Here is a 17331-nt window from a genome sequence, read left to right on the forward strand (position 1 = left end):
AAAAAAAACGGAGTGGCCTGGCGGCCACCGATGCACAGTGCTGACGCACTGTCAAGCCGCGGGCCCGCACCCGCCGTTGGCGCCTGCCTCGCGCCTGCCGGCGCGCTCCCCTCGCGGGCTGCGCCCGCTCTCTCACCCTGGCCAACTCCGCCGCCCCCTCTCGAACCTCAGCCCCCACCAGTGCACCACAGCGGCGCCGCCGGCCGACGATGTCGGCGCGCGTGTGCCTCGCTCAGCCACCCCCGTGGCTCCGCCACGCTATTCCGTGTTCCTCGCCGCGCGTGTCCTACGGACACACTCCCCCCAGTTGCTCCACCCCCCCGGACGTTCCCGGGCGACACTCACCGTCTGTGCTGCACCATTCCGCGCGCAGACGGAGCAGGCTCCGTGTCGGGCGCGGGCAGCGAGGAGATCCGGCGTAACCCGGTAGGCGCCTCCACGGCCGGCCGGCCGCTCTCAGCATCACCCGCCGGATTTGGCCCCGGGCGTCACGCCGGGGGGTACCGATACGGGCCGCCCTGACACAGTCCACCCCTCACAACCTGCGAGGCGGCGCCAGTGTCTGTTACCGTGAGAGACGAGATGTGGCCCTCGCGGTCCGAGGGGGGCAAGACCCCCGGTCACCGCCGGAGCAGGGGAGACGTTGGCGCGTCGCTGATCCTGTTCCGGAGGTGATCAATATGCAGTTGTAGCGGTCAGCCTACAGGGAAAACCCTGTGCGTTCGGGACGCCGATCCACAGGGATTACCGGTAGTGTTGGCCAAAGCCGGGACGATGAGTGATCCTCCCAAGTTCCCTCTCCACCGGCGGAACGGCCCCCAGGGTTCGCCCTGGGGGCCGTTCTCATTCCTGCTCAGTCCAGGTATCCCGCGTCATACTCGGGACGCGAGTGTCCGGACGTTCTGCCGAGTCGCTTCGGCAGCGGGCCCCCGTCGAGCCCGAGCGCGCTGCGGTAGGCGGCATCCCGAGCCGCGTGCGCGTTGCGCGAGGTGCGCTCTCCCGAGCGTCCCCCCTGAGTGCGGTAGTGCATACCGTCACGGCGTCCACCCATAGAGTGAACCCCCTCTCATGACTGGACCGCAGCAGACCGTCCGGAAACGATCGCTGCGGGTGATCCTCCCGCCACGAGCTTAACCCTGTTCACGCCTGAACCACCAGTCAGATGCGAACGTCTGTACTTCCGTTTTCGTTCACCACGTGCGCACCAAATCTTTGCAATTGGAGGGCCCGGCGATGTGCAACCGTCGGACCCTCCAGTGCGTCTAGCGCCGCCGTGGGCTGGAGTGTTACTCAACCCAGGCTGTGATCTCCACCCGCAGGATCTCCGCCGGATCATCTACGCCCTGAGCGGACATCCACTCGCGCAGTGCATCCGTGAACGAACCAGCCGCGTCGATCATGCCCACCCAGTCCGCCGCGCTGTACCCGCGCGCGCCGTTTCCGAACGACGCTTCCAGGACGTTCCGTGACCCCCGCTTGCGGTTCGCCGCGTGCTTGCGCTTCCCGTAGAACCGCCGCCAGTACTGCGACCGGTGCGCCGCCGACTCGGACGGGAACCGCGCAACCACCTTGATGGCGATGCGCCCGCCGCCGTACTGGCCGTACGTGGCGACGATCTTGGCCGCGTTCGGCGCGCCACTCTGGACGCCCAGCTTGGCATCGGCGCTCTGGCCGTACCCGCGCGCGCTCACCTTCGTGCCAGGTTGGCGGACGCGCGCCACCTTGCCGGCCTTCGTGGTGCGAGGCTTGTGCACCACGGCGCCGCCGAGGATCGCCTGACGCCGCGCCGTCGCTTCCCGACCGCGCCCCGCCGGCACTTCCTTCCCGGACGCCGCGCGTGCGAGCGCGCGCAGCTCGCCCACCTTCCCCGCGCCCTTGAGTCCCTTGGCCACCTGGCCGACGTACGAGCCGGACCCCTTGGCCGTGAGCCCGAGTCCGCGCGCGATGTCGGTCTGTGAGAATCCGCGGGTGATGAGCTGGGCGACGAGACGCGCCGCTTCTTCCTGGGGAGTCATTCCGTCGCCTCGCAGTCGTGGTCCGGCTCAAAATCCGGATATTCCATCGGTTCGGACTCGTCGTGCGCGCCGCAGGTGCCGCACTCCCAATACGCAACCCAGGAGACTTGCACGTCCGTGAAACCGCCGTCGTACGTCACTGGCCGCCCTCCATCACGTCGCGCAGCGCCAGGAGTTCAGCCTCACCCGTCGGCGCCGTCACGGGCCCGTGGCTGCCCTTGAGCCTGAATCGGCCCGGGACCCCTTCGGGGTTGCTCCATCCGGTGTTGGCCGTGAGGAACATGGCGTCCGACCGGAACGCGATGACCGCGTCAGCCGGGACGGACAGGGCGCCCGTGCCGCCGGGGCCGGACAGCAGTCGCGCCCGCATCCGTCCGTACACTTCCGCGCTCCACTCCGGGTGCGCCGTCGGCGCGGCCGTGTCGGTCTTCGCCGACTCGTACTCCCACACCCCGTCGTGCTCCGCCGCGCGCCGCGCCGTCGCAGGGATCAGCCGTTCGTCCGTCGTGATGCCGCGCTTGGCCACACCGCGAGAGTGGAACCCGCCGATCGTGAACAGGACGACGGAGCGCACCATCTTGGCCGCGAGCGCCGCCGCTTCCCGGTATCCCTCACCGGCCGCGACGCCCCAGGCGTTGAGGGACTGCCAGCACTCCACCAACTTGTTCCGCCACAGATCGAGCGGCTTGCCTTCCGCCCACGTGATCCCGTCGATGACTTCGACGTGCCACCCCTGCTGACGCGCCAGCCAGACTTCCGCGCCGCTGGCCCACGTGGTGAACGTGCGCCCCGGCTCGGCCGGATACTCCCACCCGCTCAGACCCGAGCAGGGCAGCAGTCCGACGTGCGTCCAGTCCGCCGGCACCGTGACACGCACGTGCCACCGACCGCGCCCGCGTACGGCTTTCTCCTGCGCGGCCCCCGTCATCCCCTCGAACGCGCGGCCCGTGATGTGCGTCGGTGCACCGACCGGCATCCCCCACGTGAGACCCGCGTACGCGAACGTGCAGTCGAAATAGTGGAGCCCTCCCAGCTTGGCCGGGGCCCCGTCGGCATCGCGTGGTACGCGCAGTTCGAACCGCCCTTGACCGCTGGTGGTCCGGATCAACTCGCGCAGCTCGGCCGACATCAACGGGTACTCCCTGTTCTGCGGGATCGTCCGCAGCCACAGGTCTTGTCCGAGTGTCGTGGGCGAACCGAGCAACTCCACGGCGTCTGAGCCCCAACGCTGGCGGATCGCGTCGCGCAGCAGGCGGAACGCGTGCCACACGACCGCCGGTTCGTCGACCGTGGTGCCCGGCACCCATGACGCCACGTGCATGATCTCCACCGCGCGGGAGCGTCCCTCGTGCGGCCGGTACGTGAACCGCGCGACGGGGTTTTCGTGGTGCGTGAAATGGCGGCCGGCCTCCCACCCTTCGGGCAGCGGCGCCGTGAGCCACGCGCGCACGTCGTCCGTCATGGTGCTGTCGGTGTCCGTGTGCCACGGCCGTGCGCCGCAGATGAACACGCGCTCCACCGGTTCGGGCAGCGCGCGCAGAATGGACGCCGCCGAGCCGTCGCCGACATCGAGGCGGAACCCACGGTTGCCGGCGAAGGCGCGGCCGTCGACGTTGAGTACGAGGGTGACGCGGTTCTTCTGCGCCGTCCATTTGCGCGTGCTGGCCGCGCCGTGCTGGATCGTCACCGGCGTCTCACCGATGCCGGGCAGCTCGCGCGGGGCGCGCTCAGCCGTGCGCTGCATGCGGGTGGCGTACTCCTGCGAGCCGGGCAGTTCGCCGGCGGCGTCCGGCTCGCCGACGGCCGCCGCGAGCTTGGCCGCGAGGTTCGTCGGTGCACTGGCGACGGCGCGCGCCGTGGTCACGGCGGACTGGAGACGGGAGGCTTTCATCCCGCCGGGCACCACCTGACGGACGCGTGCGGCCGTCGTTCCGGACGCCTTGCTGATCACGCCGGAGTTGGCCTCGGGGAACGTGGCGGCGTGCGCCACCAGGGCGTCACGTCGCTCGATGCCCTTGTCGATGCGCGCTTTCGCGTCGGCGATCGCCTTGCGCACCTTGCGCAGTTCTTCCAGGGACTCGGCGTAGGTGCCGGGCAGCTTGGGCTTACGGGTGGTCACGATTCCTCCGGGGTGGTGCAGCAGCAGACGGTTTGACGTACGCGCCGCAGCGCGTACCGCTCGGCGTATGCCTTGCGGTACGCGGTGCAGCGTCGGGTGTGCTGCCGTATCACTCGGCGTCGCTCATGACTTCGGCGACGACGGCCAACATGCGCACCTGCGCGATACGCGCGATGAGCAGGGCGCCGGTGTGCGTCGGGGTGTAGTAGTCCTGAAAATTACGTTCGACGTGCTTCGTCACCGTGGCGAGCATCGGCCGCACGGCGTCGCCGCGCAGCACGATCCGGTACGCCTTGCGGTCCAGCAGCTCGGCGGAGGTGACGTGGAGTCCGCCCTTCACGTCCACGGCCAGCGCGATGTCGGCGCGGTAGCGGAGCGCGTGCAGCAGATCCGAGATGTGCTCCCGCGTGATGATCGGCGGGTTCTTGATCAGGTGCTCAAAGGACATGGCTGTCCCTCTCGTGAGGCGCCGTCAGACGGCGCGCGTGATCCTCCCAGTGCCGGAATCCCTTCCGACGAGCAAAACGTTAGCGCGCTTACGTTCGCCGCGTCTACGGGATGCACACGAATCAGCGATCACACGGGTACCGTCCACCCCAACGAGTGAGGGGCACCCCAACCGCCCGGCGGGGTGCCCCTCGATGAGTGTCCTCATAAGGAGAGTACCCCCGTGGCACAGAGCAAGTGGGAAGACTTCCGCCGGTGGGCGCCCGACCGTGGCGTGCCCCTGGTGGGTTGTCTGGTGGCCGGCGCCGCCGCGCTGTACGCGTCGTACGACGCCCTGGTGCGCCTCGCGGTGTGGGCCGGTTGGTCCCTGTCGGCCGCCCCCGGACTCCCGCTCACCGTGGATGTGATCGCGCTCGCGGCCGGTGTGCGCTACGTGCGCACGTCCCCCGAGCACGAGGAGGCGCGCGCGCTCGCGTACAAGGGCGTCGTCTGGTCCGGCGCCGCGAGCATCATCGGCAACGCGATCGTGCACGCCGGACTAACGCCGGGGTGGAGTTGGGGACACCGGGTCGTCGCCGTGGCAACGTCGGCCGTGCCCGCCGTCGCGCTCGCCTACGTCGTCCACCTCGTTGCCGTGCGCACGCCGAACGCCACCAGCTCGGCGCCGCCGCGCCGCCGCGCCGCGACGGCGCCGCGTCCGGCGGAAGTGCCGGCCCCCGCGCCCGTGCCCGAAATCGCGCACGTTCCGGCCCCCTCACCTGCGCCGGAATCGGAGCGGGACATCGAGGACCAGGACCACGACGACGAAGCCGAGACGCCGCGCCCGGTACCCGTCGGTGCACCGCGCCCCGGCAGCATCAAGGCGCGCGGACTCGCGCTCATCAAAGCCACCGTGGAGGCGGGCGGGAACGTCCCCACCACGCAGGAAATCAAAGACGCGTTGGACTGCACGCCGCGCCACGCACAGAACATTGTGCGTGCGTGGAACGAGCGGAGCGCGTGACTATCAACGCTGCATCATCTGACAACTGAAAAACAGATCTAGCTTTCAAAAAATCCCCCGGCATAGTCGAGGACGGAACAGCACTTCTTCCGAACTCACTTTGCCGGGGGGTTTTTTTTGACGACTGCCGATCTGACCGAGGAACAGAAAGCGTTCCTGCGGGACCTGCTCGAAAACGCCGAGCAGGGGAAGACCGTCACCGCCGGCACCCCGGCGGAAAAGGAGGCGGCGGAGGCCGCAGCCGAAGAGGCGGCCGACGCCGCCAAGGAACGGGCGGCCGACGCCGCCGACGCCGCCGAGAAGGGCGACGCCGCCGCCGCCAAGGCTGCGGCCGACGATGCCGCCGACGCGGCCGGCGCCGCCGCACTCGCGGCCGATGCCGCTGGCACGGACGACGCGCAGGAGGCTTCTGACGAAGCACTCGCTGCCGCCGTCGACGCCACCTCATCGGCCGTCGAGGCGGGCGACGACGACATCGAGGAGCACCAGGGCGACGAGGAGCACCAGGACCACGACGACGACACCGCCGACACCCCCGCCGACCAGGGCGAAGAGGGAGCCGCGGCCGTCGATCACGAGTCCGAGCGTGCGCCGGATGTCGCCCCGGAACCGGATCACTGGTGGTTCCGGAAGCGGGGCAACGGATGACCGACACGCTCCCCGAAATGCCGCCGATCGAGTCTCCGGCCGACACCCCGCCGGCCGCCCCGAAGCGCGGTCGTGGCCGCCCCAAGGGCAGCACCGACCGGGCGCCGCGAGCCACCACGCCCCGCGCGCGGAAGAGCACGACGCCGAACCTGGAGAAGCGCCTCGCGTCGTCCCTGACGACGCTGGGCACGCTCGGGTGTCTCGTCTCGCCGGCTGACGGAATGGTGGTGGTGCAGGGCGTTCCCGCCCTGGCCGCCGCCCTGGCCAAGCTCGCCGACGAGAACCCCGCCGTACGCGCCAATTTGGAGCGGATGCTCACGGCCGGCGCGTGGTCCGGCGTCATCGCAGCCGTGGTCCCCATGGTCATCGGAATCATGGCCAACCACGGCGCCATCCCGCCGGCCATGGCAGCCATGTTCGGCGCCCCCACACCGCCCGAGAACGGCGGTGTGGATGCCTCTAACTGACCACGGTATTCCGTCAGTCAGTTGGGAGGAATTCCTACGCCGGTTCCGGTGGGAGCAGGGAGAGCACGTCTCTTTCATCGGCCCCACCGGTTCCGGAAAAACCACCCTGGCGAAGCAGCTACTCCACCGACGTGACTACGTCTGTGCGCTCGCCACAAAGGCGCGCGACAAAACCATGGATGGCCTGATTCGCCAGGGTGGTTACAAGCGCATACGCGCGTGGGATGAGCGGCCCCCGATGGTCCGCCGCTCCCAACGGATAGTTCTCTGGCCCCGTTTCAGGCGCCCCGAGGACGTTGCAAACCAGCAATACCAACTCGACCGCGCCATGCGGGAGATGTTCGTCTCCGGCGGTTGGTGCCTGTTCGCCGATGAACTGTATTACCTGTGCCACACGCTCAAGCTGACAAAGCTACTTGAGACCTACTGGACACAGGGAAGGTCAATGGGACTTTCCCTCGTAGGTGGAACGCAGCGACCGGCACACGTACCCCTGTTCGCGTACGACCAGGCAACCCACCTCTTTTTCTGGCGCGACAACGACGAGACGAACCTACGTCGTGTTGCTGGTCTTGGCGGAATGAGCGCCAAGGAAATCCGCGCCGCCGTCACGACGCTGCCGAAATGGCATGCGCTCTACGTGAACACGCGTGACGGCGAACTCATGATCGTGAAGGCCCCAAGGGGGTGAAATGCACGTCCACGTTTCTCCCGTGGAATTCGCGCAGGTGGCGGCGTTCGTCGTCATCTTCGGATTCCTCTGGCGTTCTCTCGCCGCGCACTGGTCCGACAACAAGGTCGGCCAGGCCATGGCGTTCATCTACTGATCTCAGAAGGGGGGGCAATTGCCCGCGACCGTAATGAAGGACACGGCGGCGCCTGCCGGTAACACCAACAAGCAGGCGGCGCCGCAGATCCTGGTGCCGTTCACCCGCGCCGCTCACGAGCACATCGAGCCAATGTCCGACGTGACACAGGCGATGACGGCGACTTCCACCGCGCTCGGCCCGTACGACGTTCCCGCGTACGGCTATCTCCGGGGAATCTGGCTGGACGTGCAGGCGTCCGGCGGTTCCGGTACCGGAGTCGTGGCCAAGGAGGATTCCCCGTGGAGCGTCATCAGCGAAATCGCGCTGATCGACGTGAACGGCGCTCCGATCGTCGGCCCGTTCTCCGGGTACGACCTGTACCTGATCAACAAGTACGGCGGCTACTCGTACGGCTCGGACCCGAAGCTGTCGCCGATGTTCTCGGCGGTTTCCGGCACCGGCGGCAACTTCCGTTTCCTGCTGAGAATTCCCGTGGAATTCTCGGCCCGCGAAGGACTCGGTGCTTTGCCGAATGCCAACGCGGCTTCGACGTGGAAGCTGCGTATCACCCTGTCGCCCGGCAGCACGGTCTACAGCACCGCCCCGACCACGCTCCCGAACGTCCGCGTGCGCATGTACCTGGACGCGTGGAGCCAGCCCGCGCAGACCGACCTCAAGGGCAACGCGACCGCGCAGCAGCCCCCGGCGATCGGCACCACTTCGTACTGGTCCAAGACCACCCTGCCGGTTTCCAACGGCTTCAACACGCTGCGACTCCCGCGCATGGGTTCGCTCCTGCGGAACCTCATCTTCGTGTTCCGCGACACGGCGGCCGGCACCCGGGCGGCGGGTGACGCGAACTTCCCGGACACGCCTTCTCTCTACTGGGACACGAGGCTTCTCAAGACGTATCAGAAGGACCTCTGGCGTCACGAGATGTACCGGAAGACGGGTTATTCCGCCGCGCTGGAATCGGCGAACGGTCTGGAAAGCGGCGTGTTTTTCGAGGACTACTGCCACGACTTCGACGGCCGTGTCGGTGGCGAACTGCGGGACCAGTACATCGGCACCACGCAGTCCACCCGGTACGAACTCACCGGAAACTTCCTGTCCGCCGGAACGCTCACCGTCATCACGAACGACGTAGCGGCGGCGTCGGAAATCTTCGTGAACTGAGAGGCGGCGAACAGTGCAGCAGCTCGATTCTGCGAAGGTCGCCGGCCTGCTCGTCATCGGCGCCGTTCTCGTCCTTTCCGCCATGCGCAGGGGGTTCGGCGGCGTGTCCGTTCACGTCGGTTCGTAGGGCGTTCGTTCGCCACTCATCACCCGTTCGTTCGCGCCCGCGCGGCGTTCGTTCGCTGTGCGTTCGTTCGCCCGCGGGCGCGAAAAATCCCAGCTCAGGAGGTTACGTGTTCGGTCTGGACACGAAGTCTGTCGTCATCGGTGCGGCGTTCGGCATGCTCGTGCTGCCCCGCATCATGGCGTTCGCCACCAGCCGTCTCGGTGGTGGCAGCAAGTGACGAACAAGCTCACGCAGCTCGGCGTTCTGCTCGCGTGCGTCGCAGGGTTCGTCTTCCTTTCCGCGACCGGAAAGGACACCGGCGCGTTCGTCGCGTTCGTCGGTCCGGTGCTCGCCGGAGTGTTCGTCACGGCACACGTGAATTCGCGTTCCGACGCACAGGATTCCGTCCTGGCGAAGATCAGCGAACAGACGAACGGTGTGCTGACGAAGCGTATCGAGACCGCCGTTACGGCCGCACTCGACAAGCGTTCCGCGAACGCGGCCACCGGCGACAGCCCGACGATCGTCCGGGGCGCCGACTAGTGGCCGGCGCCAATCTCCCCATCACGCTGTTGGTCATCGGTGGCGGAATCGTCATGGTGTGGACCGGCATAACCGATCCCGAAAACGGGATCGTCGGAGAGGTTGGCCGTGTGCTCCGTGGCGAAAAGCGCACCGACGCATTCGCCAAAAAGTCCAGCGGTCCGAGTGCATCGGATCTCGCGTCAGCAGTGCTCGCGTACAACAACGGTTCCGGCTCGGCCGGTACGGGCGGCGGCGCTGCCCCGGCGGACTACAAAGGGGGCTCGATCCTCGGTGTGGCTCGCCAAGCCATAGGGACACCCTATGTGTGGGGCGGCGGGAATTCCTCGGGTCCAACACTCGGCGGTTTCGACTGTTCGGGCCTTGCGCAATTCGCGTATAAGAAAGGCGCAGGAATCGACATCCCGCGTGTGACCGGCGCGCAGCAGGCGAAGGCGAATCGAATTCAGGAGTCGGCCGCGAAACCGGGGGATCTCGTGTTCTTCGGCAGTCCGGCGTATCACGTCGGCATCGTGTCCTCTCCCGGGAAGATGATCCACGCTCCGCATACCGGCGCCGTCGTGCGCGAGGAATCCATATCCGCCGTGAGACCCGGACCGGTCACATACGGCCGGTACGCACCAAAGGCGGTGAGCGTGTGAAACTCACGACCGACCAAGCGAATGCACACATCGTGACGGCACTCGGTGTTTCCGGTGCGCTCGTCCTCGTGAAAGCGGGGGCGAGATCGGAAATGCCTCCGGTGCGTACGTGGATCGGCCTCACCTTCGCTGGTGTCGCCCTGGCCACGGTCGCTCAGTCCGAACCGAACATCGCGGGGGGAATCGCCATGTTGATGCTTACCTCCGCCGTATTCGTCTACGGCAGACCGGCATGGGACGCGATTGCTGGCGCGACAAAGGGCGGCAAGACCGCCGACAAGCCCGAACACAGCAAGAGCGTATAGGAGGGGTCTTGAACCTCGATAAGGCGCTGAGCATCGGAAGCGCGATCGTCACCGTGGCCATGGTCACCGTGATCGTGTCGCACCCGACATCAGCAAGCATCATCAGGGCGGTCGGAGACGCATTCTCCGGCTCGCTCCGTGCAGCCATGGGGAAGTGACGCATGGGCCTGTTTTCCCGAAGCCGTAGCCAGGCAGCGACCTATGCACAGCTCGGGGACGCCGCGACGCCGGAGGCTCACGCCTCCGGCGCCGTGGTGGACGATCCTCGTGACGAACTCCCCGGCGCCGCTCAGGTGGCGGCCGATTTCCCGCAGCGCGGCCGGTTCGCATTCCGCATGACCGGTCAGCCCATGTCGTACCCGAACCAGTCCGGCACGCAGGACCAGGGCGCGGCCGGCACATCCACCGTCGGCATTCACGAGTCGCGCGGCTCGTCCGATCCGCGCCGCCAGTGGAATGCGCTCACCCAGGCGGGATATCCCGAGAACCCCCAGCGCACCACCACCAGCCGCGAGGAATACACGGCGGACCCGCACGGGCCCGTCGTGAATCCCGTATCGGCCGCGCTCACCGTGAACAAGGCGGGCAGCACCAGCAACGATCCGGCGCACGTCGCCGGAATGCCGCGCTACCTCTACAACCGCCCGTTCGACCAGTGGGCGGCGCATCACCCGCCCGAACTCAGCAAGCTGCCGATGCCGAGTCCGCTCGCGTCGGCCCCGATCACCCAGACCGTGCCGACTCCCGGCGGCGGCGTCTCCCCCGGCGGCGTGTCCGGCGTGACCACGCTCGATCCCGTCGGCGTGTGGCGCAACACCGTCCGACTCACCCCGACGCCGTACGACGAAACGGCCGTCGTCGGCACGCAGGTTCAGCCCGTAACAGGTAGGAGGTGGAGACTTTGACCGACGCTCCCGACGCGCCGCACGGCGGCGGAGAGGGTGCCGGCCACGGGCTCAAGGGCGCCATGGGCAGGAAGCTCGGGCCCCTGCCCATGGGCGTATGGATTCTCGCCGTCGGCGGCGGCCTGGTGCTCACGTACTACATGCGCCGCGCCACCCCGACCGACGCCGGCACCGACACCAGCTCGGACACGGCGGCCCCGGACACCGGCGGCACCGGACAAGGATCGTGGCCGTACGGGTTCCCCAACGGCGTCGGCCAGACCGGCAGCACCGGCACCGGTGACAGCACCGGCACGGACTCCACCCTTCCCACCACCAACGAACAGTGGCAGAGGAGGGCCGTTCAGATCCTCGTCGGCCGTGGGTACGAGCCGACGGCCGTAGACCGCGCCATCGCCGCGTACCTGGGCGGGGAGTCGCTGACCACCACACAGCGCGCCATCATCAACGAGGCGATCATCCTGATCGGCCCGCCGCCCGTGTCGCCCCCGTCGCCGACCACGCCGGACAAGCCGCCGCCCACGACGACGCCACCGACGCCGCCGAAGCCGACGCACCCGCCGACGCCGCCATGGCACTTCCCCAAGCCGCCGGCCCCCGGCAAGCCGAAGCCGCAGCCGACATCGGACCACATCACGCTCCGAATCACGAAGCGCGGGCAGACCCTTTCCGATCTGACGGCCGCCTACAACTCGCGCTACCACAAGCACATCACGTGGCAAGAGGCGTGGGATTTCAACCTGAAATACCGCGACGCCGCCACCGTCGCCACGCTGAAAAAGCGCGGCCCGAACAAGACGTACGTCGGCTCGTCGTTCTGGTTCCCGAAGCCGTAAGGAGGTGAATCCGTGGAGCGTGACAGGCTCGCCCTGGCCGTGGCCGTGGCCGCGCTCGTCCCGTCCGTCTACGGCGCGTCTCTGCCGTCGCTCGCCGAAGTGCGCGGTATCCCTGACGCGTCGCACATACAGCACGCCGAGAAGACTGCGGGTTTCACCGCAGCCGGAATCGTGTTCGCGGCGGCCGTGATATCCGGCTCGGGGGAAGTGCTCATTCTCGCGGGCGGTTTGGCGGCCGTATACGCGTACCTGTACCACACGGCGCGGAAGGCGGAAGGCTGATGCCAACCGCTATGAGCGCAAAGCAGATTGCGCAGGTGGCCTACAACGCCGGATGGCGCGGTGAGGAATTGGTGACGGCGACGGCCGTCGCTCTCGCCGAGTCATCCGGCCAGTACTGGATCGTCAACTCGATCGGGTGCGTCGGACTCTGGCAGATCAATGTCCCGGTGCACAAGCAATACACCACGGCCGCAATGAAAGACCCGGCCAAGAACGCCGCCGCCGCCATGGCCATCTACAAGGGCGCGGGCAACCGCTGGACGCCGTGGGAGGCGTACACCGGCGCGGACGGCAAGGGCAGTGACGGCCCGTACACCGCGCAGCTCGGCCGCGCCCGCATGGCCGCCGCACAGATCAAGGGCGCGGGGAACGTGTCCGTCGATCCGGCCAGCACGAACACCGGCGGCGGCGCCGGCACCGTGGACCAAGCCGCATACGAGACGATCTCGGGCCTGGATCTGCCCGGCGTGCCGGACTGGCTGGACGGACTCGTCGGCAGCCTGATCCCCGGCGGAGAGGCCGGGATCGACGTGGCCGGCGGCGCGTTCACCATGGGCAAGTCGTTGCTCTCGATCTCCCTGCTCGCCGTCCGCGCCTCCGCATGGCTCGCCAACCCCAAGAACTGGCTACGCGTGGTGGAGGTCATCGGCGGCGGCGCCGCGCTGTTCATCGGGCTCCGGATGCTCTCGCAGACCGGCGTCCAGTCCCCCGTAACCAGCATCGTGACCGCGCCCGTGACCGCCGCCACGAAGGTGGCCCACGCCGCGAAGAAGACCGCCCAGACCGCAGCCGCAGCGACAGGAGCAGCATGAACGAGGTACACCCGTCCGCCGACGCCGCACACCAGTACGCCGACGTGGTCCAGGAGGTGACCGAGCCGGTTGCCGTGGCCGTCGTCTCAGCTGAACCGCTCCGCGTCCGGCAGCAGCCACGCCGGCAGTTCACCACCGGTCAGGTCACCGTGACACCGGGCGGGCCCGCCGTCCGGATCATCGGCGCCAACCCGTTCCGCGAACGACTCATCATCGGCACCCAGGCGGGCGGGGACATCTACATCGGGCCGGACCGTGACACGCTCACGGCCGGTTCGGGTTTCTGGCTCGCCCGGAACATGCGAGTAGAGCTGACCACCCGCTATGAAGTGTGGGCGATCGCCGACCCCGGCAACAGCGGCGCGACATCGCCGACGTTCCTCGCGGAACACACCGATGGCTGACGGGTGGGCCCGCTACGGGTACGGCGCAGCCGGCCCCCTCGCGGCCGACGGCGGCGACGGCCAGGCCGTCACCGTCGTCCCCCGTCCGATCGTCGCCGTGGTGGAAGGCAAGGCCGTCGGCGGACTGCCCACGGCCCGATTCGCCGGCCCCCGCGCCGGCTCGGCCTGGCTCGTCCGCCGCATCACCGTGAGCGCACCCGGAGCCACCAGCAAGCCGCGGGCGTTCGTCTACGTCGGCGAAGCCGCCCCCGAGACCCTCGTCATGGGCACCAACGCAGGGACGTTCGACTACACCACCGAGGACCCGCCGCTGTACGTACCGGACGGCGCGCCGCTGGTGGTCCAGTGGGACGCGGGCCCGTCGCGCACGCTCGCGCGCATCGAGTACCAGGAGCTGTGACGTGTTCCGCAACCCCGTGACCAGCCTCCCGGCCGACGCGATCACCGGACAGATTCAGGGCACGCAGATCGCAGACGGCGCGATCACCACGCCGAAAATCAACGCCGGTGCCATCACCGCCGACCGACTCGATGTCAACGCGCTCAACGGCAAGACCATCACCGGCAGCACGGTGCAGACGGCCGCCAGCGGTCGCCGTGTCGTGCTCTCCCCCGACGGAAACACGTACTGGTACACCGGGCACGCGCAGGAAGTACTGCCCGGAAAAATCAAGTCCGAGGCGTCCGGGCAGATCGGTTCCCTGTCCCTGTACGGCCCGCAGATCGGCGACGCATTCGGATTCGACTACGGCCTACAGATTCGCCAGAACGGCGCGGGCACCGAAGCCCTATTCAACTGCGACGCACACACCTTCGTAGGTGACGTGCATGTCGCCGGAACGCTCGCGGCGGACAACATCGCGTGGGGCAGCGTGAACATCACGCCCGTGGCCAACACCGACACGTCCGTCACAGTGTCCGGCGTCAATATCGCGCAGCTCGGCTCGTATCGCGTGCTCGTCACCGCAAACAGCGGATTCCCCTCACAGGTCAACAGCGTCACCGTCAACGGCATCACGTCCGACGGTTTCACGGTGTGGATGAACCGCACCAACACCACCACCACAACCATCTATTGGCTAATGCTCGGAAAGTAGAACCGTGCCCGAAGAGGAACCGACACCGACGCCATGCGTCGTCATCTGCCACACCGACGGGTGCCCGCTCGTCGGCGAGCCGCGCACCGTGAACCTGTTCCCCAACGCCGCGCCGCCGGTGTGGCGTTGCCAGTGCAGCCCGTGCGGACAGCTCATCACCGACATCACGCCGCAGGGTTGATTTCAAAAATCCACGCGGCATAGTCGCATCCGAGGAAAACGCCGGAGAGGTTCCGGCGGATCTTGGGAGGATCACTCATGTCATGGCCCACCACGCCCGACCGCGTGATATCGCGCGCCCGTAAGGATCTCGGTCTCGGGGAGTCGCCGAACGGCTCCAACCACAACCGCATCACCGTGGCGTACGGCATCGGCGACGGCGCGTGGTGCGCCATGGCCGTATGGTTCTGGTTCCGCCCGGACGTGGACCTGCGCAAGGAGATCACGTCGGACTGGGCCTACACCCCGAGCGGCGTCAACGGGGCCCGCGCACACGGACTCTGGCACCCCGGCCACGCGGGCATCCGCAAGGGCGACGTCGTGTTCTACAAGACGCCGGACTCCGAAGGCTCCGACTTCGTGAACCACGTGGGCATCGTCACCGGCGTCCCGTCGTCCACCACCGTCCGCAGCATCGAGGGCAACACCGCGAACATCGTCGCCGAACGCATCCGCCCCGTGGGCTGGATCGTCGGATACATGCGGCCCCCGTACGCGGGCGCCGGCACCCCCAAGCCGACGCCGGCCGCGCCGCCGTTCCCCGGCACCGCGTGTTTCCAGCTCGGCAAGACCAATCCGGCCGTCACCATGCTGGACCGGCAGCTCGTCCGGCTCGGCTACACCAGGCACAACGACGGCAACGGCTACCAGCCCGGCCCGAGGTTCACCACGTTCACGAGGGACAACGTGAGGGACTTCCAGGAGGCGCAGGGCTGGTCCGGTGACGACGCGGACGGGTACCCCGGTCCCGAGACGTGGCGTCGCCTGTTCACCACCAGGGCCGGCGGTTGAGGCTACTGCGGCGCCGTTCAGACGCGGTTGAGGGCCCGCGTCCGGCCCCCGCAGCTCCCGCCGCCCTGGTGGTGCGCCACCTACGCAAAGCCATCGGCGCCCCCGGCAGCACCGCCCTTGCTGCCGGGGTGGCCGTCGGCCTGATCCTCGGCCTCATCCTGGCCGCCGCCCTACTCGCCATGTCCCGCCGGGAGGACTGACGTGCTCAGCAACGGCACGGCCTACGGCCGCCCCACCGAATACACCGTCGGATTCACCTGCGACGGCCGCACCATCGTTCACGGCTACAAGTGCGGGCAGCGCATCAGCCTCGCATCGTTCTACGCCGTGCCGGACCGGCACGGCTGGACGCTCAGCCCCGACGGCAAGGCGTACTGCCCGATGTGCGGCCCCCGCCACCAGCCGCAGCGCATCGACAGCCCCCCGCACCGGTGCCCCGAGCCGCCGCCGGCCCCCGAGCCGCCCAAGCTCGGCGCCGCCGACAGCATCGGGAACGCGCCCGGTCTCGTCCTCCACTACTGGCACACCGACGAGAAGCGCGTACGCCGGTGGCGCACCCCGACGCACACCGTCTTCCCGGACCGGGAGGGACTGCACGTCCTGAAGTTCTACAAGAACGGCCCGCCGCGCGTGCACTGCGTCCCGTGGCCGTACGTCATCAGCCTTACCACCGAACAGGAGACGGACGCATGACGAAGCGACACGCCAGGATCATCACGGCCGTGGTGTTCGCGGCCGGCGCCCTGTTCGGGCTCACCGCATGCGGCGGCATCTACAGCGGCGGGAGTGCCAGCGTCGGCCACGTGGTGGACAAGAAGGCCACCGTCATCACCATGCCGGACGGCGCCGCGAACGTGGCGCTGGTGTGCAACGGCACCACCGGCGTCTACTCCGGCCAGGATCACGGCGGCCTGTTCGTCGTCGTCAACGATCCTGCCTGCCCGTGACGTTCGCCCGCCTCTGCCTGATCCTCAGACAGTGGCTGTACCCCTAGACTGACACCGCGCCCCCCAACCCGAGACGGCGAATCTCGACGGGTTGGGGGGCGCGGACATTTCGTGACGCCGAACGGTGAAAGTTCCCCGTTTCGTCACGCCGTTGGCGCTACCCTGGACGCAGGATCGGACAGGCACCCGGCCCACCTCGCGTAGAGGGAACCTGGGGTGACAGGCAGCCACCCCCCCTCCCGCCGTACGCGTCGGCGGAGCGACGACGCTGCAAGGGCGTCCGACAGAAGCGAATCGGGTTGCCGGACAGGAAGGGCCCGCACTCACCCCCGAGTGCGGGCCCTTTCTCGTACCCTGTTCCCATGACAGACGTGACGTGCGGCCCGGACTGCGCGCCGGACTGCGGCGGCTGGTGTCCCCCGCTCGATGCCCCTCCCCTCGTGGTGCGGCGTAGCCGCACAGGAAGGAACGCCAGTGAGCTTGGAAGCGGAGTTGGTGGCAGTGCTGGACATGGTGGGCGCCATCCTGCCCGAGAGGGAAAGAGCCGCGCTGCATGACAACTCCCCCGCGCTGGCGCGGGAGTTGGCGCGCTACGCGAAGGCGCGCGGGGCGCGCACCGTAGAGGATGTCATCCGGCTCGGCGCAGCCGAGGCGCACCAGCCCCCACGGCGGCCGTAGGCCGCGAGGCGCCGGCAGGCGCCGACACCGCGCGGCAGCGCGGTGTCCTCTGCGGCCGTCAGGCCGCTCCGTTTTTTTTT

General features: G+C 68.4%; 25 protein-coding genes. 21 read left to right on the forward strand and 4 right to left on the reverse strand.

What is annotated here, in order from left to right; genetic code table 11:
* Positions 1 to 1286: 1286 nt before the first annotated feature.
* The 4 genes from ACIQVT_RS34480 to ACIQVT_RS34495 all read right to left on the reverse strand — a co-directional run bounded on the left by ACIQVT_RS34480 (position 1287) and on the right by ACIQVT_RS34495 (position 4582).
* A complete protein-coding gene (locus ACIQVT_RS34480; protein WP_403763648.1) occupies positions 1287 to 2015 on the reverse strand; it encodes a hypothetical protein in 729 nt (242 codons plus the stop codon).
* Positions 2012 to 2155 carry a hypothetical protein gene (locus ACIQVT_RS34485; RefSeq protein ID WP_403763651.1) on the reverse strand — a complete coding sequence of 48 codons (144 nt, stop codon included), beginning with the start codon at positions 2153 to 2155 and terminating at the stop codon, positions 2012 to 2014. The genes ACIQVT_RS34480 and ACIQVT_RS34485 overlap by 4 nt, the downstream gene beginning before the upstream one ends.
* A complete protein-coding gene (locus ACIQVT_RS34490) occupies positions 2152 to 4134 on the reverse strand; it encodes a hypothetical protein (protein ID WP_403763654.1) in 1983 nt (660 codons plus the stop codon). Before ACIQVT_RS34490 ends, ACIQVT_RS34485 begins: the two co-directional genes overlap by 4 nt.
* Before the next feature lie 109 nt (positions 4135 to 4243).
* The gene (locus ACIQVT_RS34495) at positions 4244 to 4582 is read right to left on the reverse strand and encodes a hypothetical protein (protein WP_403763657.1); all 339 of its coding nucleotides are present in this window, start codon (positions 4580 to 4582) and stop codon (positions 4244 to 4246) included.
* 222 nt (positions 4583 to 4804) lie between these two features.
* Between ACIQVT_RS34495 and ACIQVT_RS34500 the strand changes: the two genes are divergently transcribed.
* The 21 genes from ACIQVT_RS34500 (at position 4805) to ACIQVT_RS34600 (ending at position 16573) form a co-directional block, all read left to right on the forward strand.
* Entirely contained in the window at positions 4805 to 5584 is a 780-nt protein-coding gene (locus ACIQVT_RS34500; protein ID WP_403763660.1) for a hypothetical protein, read from the forward strand.
* Between the two features lie 117 nt (positions 5585 to 5701).
* Positions 5702 to 6232 carry a hypothetical protein gene (locus ACIQVT_RS34505; RefSeq protein WP_403763663.1) on the forward strand — a complete coding sequence of 177 codons (531 nt, stop codon included), beginning with the start codon at positions 5702 to 5704 and terminating at the stop codon, positions 6230 to 6232.
* Positions 6229 to 6699, forward strand: coding sequence for a hypothetical protein (locus ACIQVT_RS34510; RefSeq protein WP_403763666.1), 471 nt, complete (start codon positions 6229 to 6231; stop codon positions 6697 to 6699). Before ACIQVT_RS34505 ends, ACIQVT_RS34510 begins: the two co-directional genes overlap by 4 nt.
* Positions 6686 to 7390 (forward strand): hypothetical protein, encoded by a 705-nt coding sequence (locus ACIQVT_RS34515; RefSeq protein ID WP_403763669.1) that lies wholly within the window; start codon positions 6686 to 6688, stop codon positions 7388 to 7390. The genes ACIQVT_RS34510 and ACIQVT_RS34515 overlap by 14 nt, the downstream gene beginning before the upstream one ends.
* A 154-nt stretch (positions 7391 to 7544) precedes the next feature.
* Complete coding sequence (locus tag ACIQVT_RS34520) at positions 7545 to 8684, forward strand: hypothetical protein (protein ID WP_403763672.1); 1140 nt, start codon at positions 7545 to 7547, stop codon at positions 8682 to 8684.
* A 340-nt stretch (positions 8685 to 9024) separates the two neighbouring features.
* On the forward strand, positions 9025 to 9333 hold the full coding sequence (locus tag ACIQVT_RS34525) for a hypothetical protein (protein WP_403763675.1): 309 nt from the start codon (positions 9025 to 9027) through the stop codon (positions 9331 to 9333).
* The gene (locus tag ACIQVT_RS34530; RefSeq protein ID WP_403763678.1) at positions 9333 to 9974 is read left to right on the forward strand and encodes a C40 family peptidase; all 642 of its coding nucleotides are present in this window, start codon (positions 9333 to 9335) and stop codon (positions 9972 to 9974) included. The genes ACIQVT_RS34525 and ACIQVT_RS34530 overlap by 1 nt, the downstream gene beginning before the upstream one ends.
* Entirely contained in the window at positions 9971 to 10279 is a 309-nt protein-coding gene (locus ACIQVT_RS34535; RefSeq protein ID WP_403763681.1) for a hypothetical protein, read from the forward strand. Before ACIQVT_RS34530 ends, ACIQVT_RS34535 begins: the two co-directional genes overlap by 4 nt.
* 8 nt (positions 10280 to 10287) lie before the next feature.
* Entirely contained in the window at positions 10288 to 10437 is a 150-nt protein-coding gene (locus ACIQVT_RS34540; RefSeq protein ID WP_190127141.1) for a hypothetical protein, read from the forward strand.
* A gap of 3 nt (positions 10438 to 10440) precedes the next feature.
* Positions 10441 to 11184 carry a hypothetical protein gene (locus tag ACIQVT_RS34545; RefSeq protein WP_403763684.1) on the forward strand — a complete coding sequence of 248 codons (744 nt, stop codon included), beginning with the start codon at positions 10441 to 10443 and terminating at the stop codon, positions 11182 to 11184.
* Positions 11181 to 12020, forward strand: a complete 840-nt coding sequence (locus ACIQVT_RS34550; protein WP_403763687.1) for a hypothetical protein — start codon at positions 11181 to 11183, stop codon at positions 12018 to 12020. Before ACIQVT_RS34545 ends, ACIQVT_RS34550 begins: the two co-directional genes overlap by 4 nt.
* Before the next feature lie 12 nt (positions 12021 to 12032).
* The gene (locus ACIQVT_RS34555; protein WP_403763690.1) at positions 12033 to 12302 is read left to right on the forward strand and encodes a hypothetical protein; all 270 of its coding nucleotides are present in this window, start codon (positions 12033 to 12035) and stop codon (positions 12300 to 12302) included.
* 11 nt (positions 12303 to 12313) lie between these two features.
* On the forward strand, positions 12314 to 13114 hold the full coding sequence (locus tag ACIQVT_RS34560) for a transglycosylase SLT domain-containing protein (RefSeq protein ID WP_403763694.1): 801 nt from the start codon (positions 12314 to 12316) through the stop codon (positions 13112 to 13114).
* Entirely contained in the window at positions 13111 to 13518 is a 408-nt protein-coding gene (locus tag ACIQVT_RS34565) for a hypothetical protein (protein ID WP_403763696.1), read from the forward strand. Before ACIQVT_RS34560 ends, ACIQVT_RS34565 begins: the two co-directional genes overlap by 4 nt.
* Complete coding sequence (locus ACIQVT_RS34570; RefSeq protein ID WP_403763699.1) at positions 13511 to 13918, forward strand: hypothetical protein; 408 nt, start codon at positions 13511 to 13513, stop codon at positions 13916 to 13918. The genes ACIQVT_RS34565 and ACIQVT_RS34570 overlap by 8 nt, the downstream gene beginning before the upstream one ends.
* 1 nt (position 13919) lies before the next feature.
* Positions 13920 to 14615 (forward strand): hypothetical protein, encoded by a 696-nt coding sequence (locus ACIQVT_RS34575; protein ID WP_403763702.1) that lies wholly within the window; start codon positions 13920 to 13922, stop codon positions 14613 to 14615.
* 4 nt (positions 14616 to 14619) lie between these two features.
* Positions 14620 to 14796 carry a hypothetical protein gene (locus ACIQVT_RS34580; RefSeq protein ID WP_403763705.1) on the forward strand — a complete coding sequence of 59 codons (177 nt, stop codon included), beginning with the start codon at positions 14620 to 14622 and terminating at the stop codon, positions 14794 to 14796.
* A 77-nt stretch (positions 14797 to 14873) separates the two neighbouring features.
* Complete coding sequence (locus ACIQVT_RS34585; protein WP_403763708.1) at positions 14874 to 15626, forward strand: peptidoglycan-binding protein; 753 nt, start codon at positions 14874 to 14876, stop codon at positions 15624 to 15626.
* A gap of 68 nt (positions 15627 to 15694) precedes the next feature.
* Positions 15695 to 15826 carry a hypothetical protein gene (locus tag ACIQVT_RS34590; protein WP_403763711.1) on the forward strand — a complete coding sequence of 44 codons (132 nt, stop codon included), beginning with the start codon at positions 15695 to 15697 and terminating at the stop codon, positions 15824 to 15826.
* A 1-nt stretch (position 15827) separates the two neighbouring features.
* On the forward strand, positions 15828 to 16319 hold the full coding sequence (locus ACIQVT_RS34595; RefSeq protein ID WP_403763714.1) for a hypothetical protein: 492 nt from the start codon (positions 15828 to 15830) through the stop codon (positions 16317 to 16319).
* A complete protein-coding gene (locus ACIQVT_RS34600; protein ID WP_403763717.1) occupies positions 16316 to 16573 on the forward strand; it encodes a hypothetical protein in 258 nt (85 codons plus the stop codon). Before ACIQVT_RS34595 ends, ACIQVT_RS34600 begins: the two co-directional genes overlap by 4 nt.
* Positions 16574 to 17331 lie beyond the last annotated feature (758 nt).

The sequence above is a fragment of the Streptomyces sp. NPDC100445 genome (assembly GCF_044759735.1).
Taxonomy (GTDB): domain Bacteria; phylum Actinomycetota; class Actinomycetes; order Streptomycetales; family Streptomycetaceae; genus Streptomyces.

Excerpts from the sequence above, each read along its gene's own strand:
- ACIQVT_RS34480 (WP_403763648.1), bottom strand. The coding sequence starts at position 2,015 with ATGACTCCCCAGGAAGAAGCGGCGCGTCTCGTCGCCCAGCTCATCACC.
- ACIQVT_RS34495 (WP_403763657.1), bottom strand. The coding sequence starts at position 4,582 with ATGTCCTTTGAGCACCTGATCAAGAACCCGCCGATCATCACGCGGGAG.
- ACIQVT_RS34510 (WP_403763666.1), top strand. The coding sequence starts at position 6,229 with ATGACCGACACGCTCCCCGAAATGCCGCCGATCGAGTCTCCGGCCGAC.
- ACIQVT_RS34515 (WP_403763669.1), top strand. The coding sequence starts at position 6,686 with ATGCCTCTAACTGACCACGGTATTCCGTCAGTCAGTTGGGAGGAATTC.
- ACIQVT_RS34545 (WP_403763684.1), top strand. The coding sequence starts at position 10,441 with ATGGGCCTGTTTTCCCGAAGCCGTAGCCAGGCAGCGACCTATGCACAG.
- ACIQVT_RS34560 (WP_403763694.1), top strand. The coding sequence starts at position 12,314 with ATGAGCGCAAAGCAGATTGCGCAGGTGGCCTACAACGCCGGATGGCGC.
- ACIQVT_RS34565 (WP_403763696.1), top strand. The coding sequence starts at position 13,111 with ATGAACGAGGTACACCCGTCCGCCGACGCCGCACACCAGTACGCCGAC.
- ACIQVT_RS34570 (WP_403763699.1), top strand. The coding sequence starts at position 13,511 with ATGGCTGACGGGTGGGCCCGCTACGGGTACGGCGCAGCCGGCCCCCTC.
- ACIQVT_RS34585 (WP_403763708.1), top strand. The coding sequence starts at position 14,874 with ATGTCATGGCCCACCACGCCCGACCGCGTGATATCGCGCGCCCGTAAG.
- ACIQVT_RS34600 (WP_403763717.1), top strand. The coding sequence starts at position 16,316 with ATGACGAAGCGACACGCCAGGATCATCACGGCCGTGGTGTTCGCGGCC.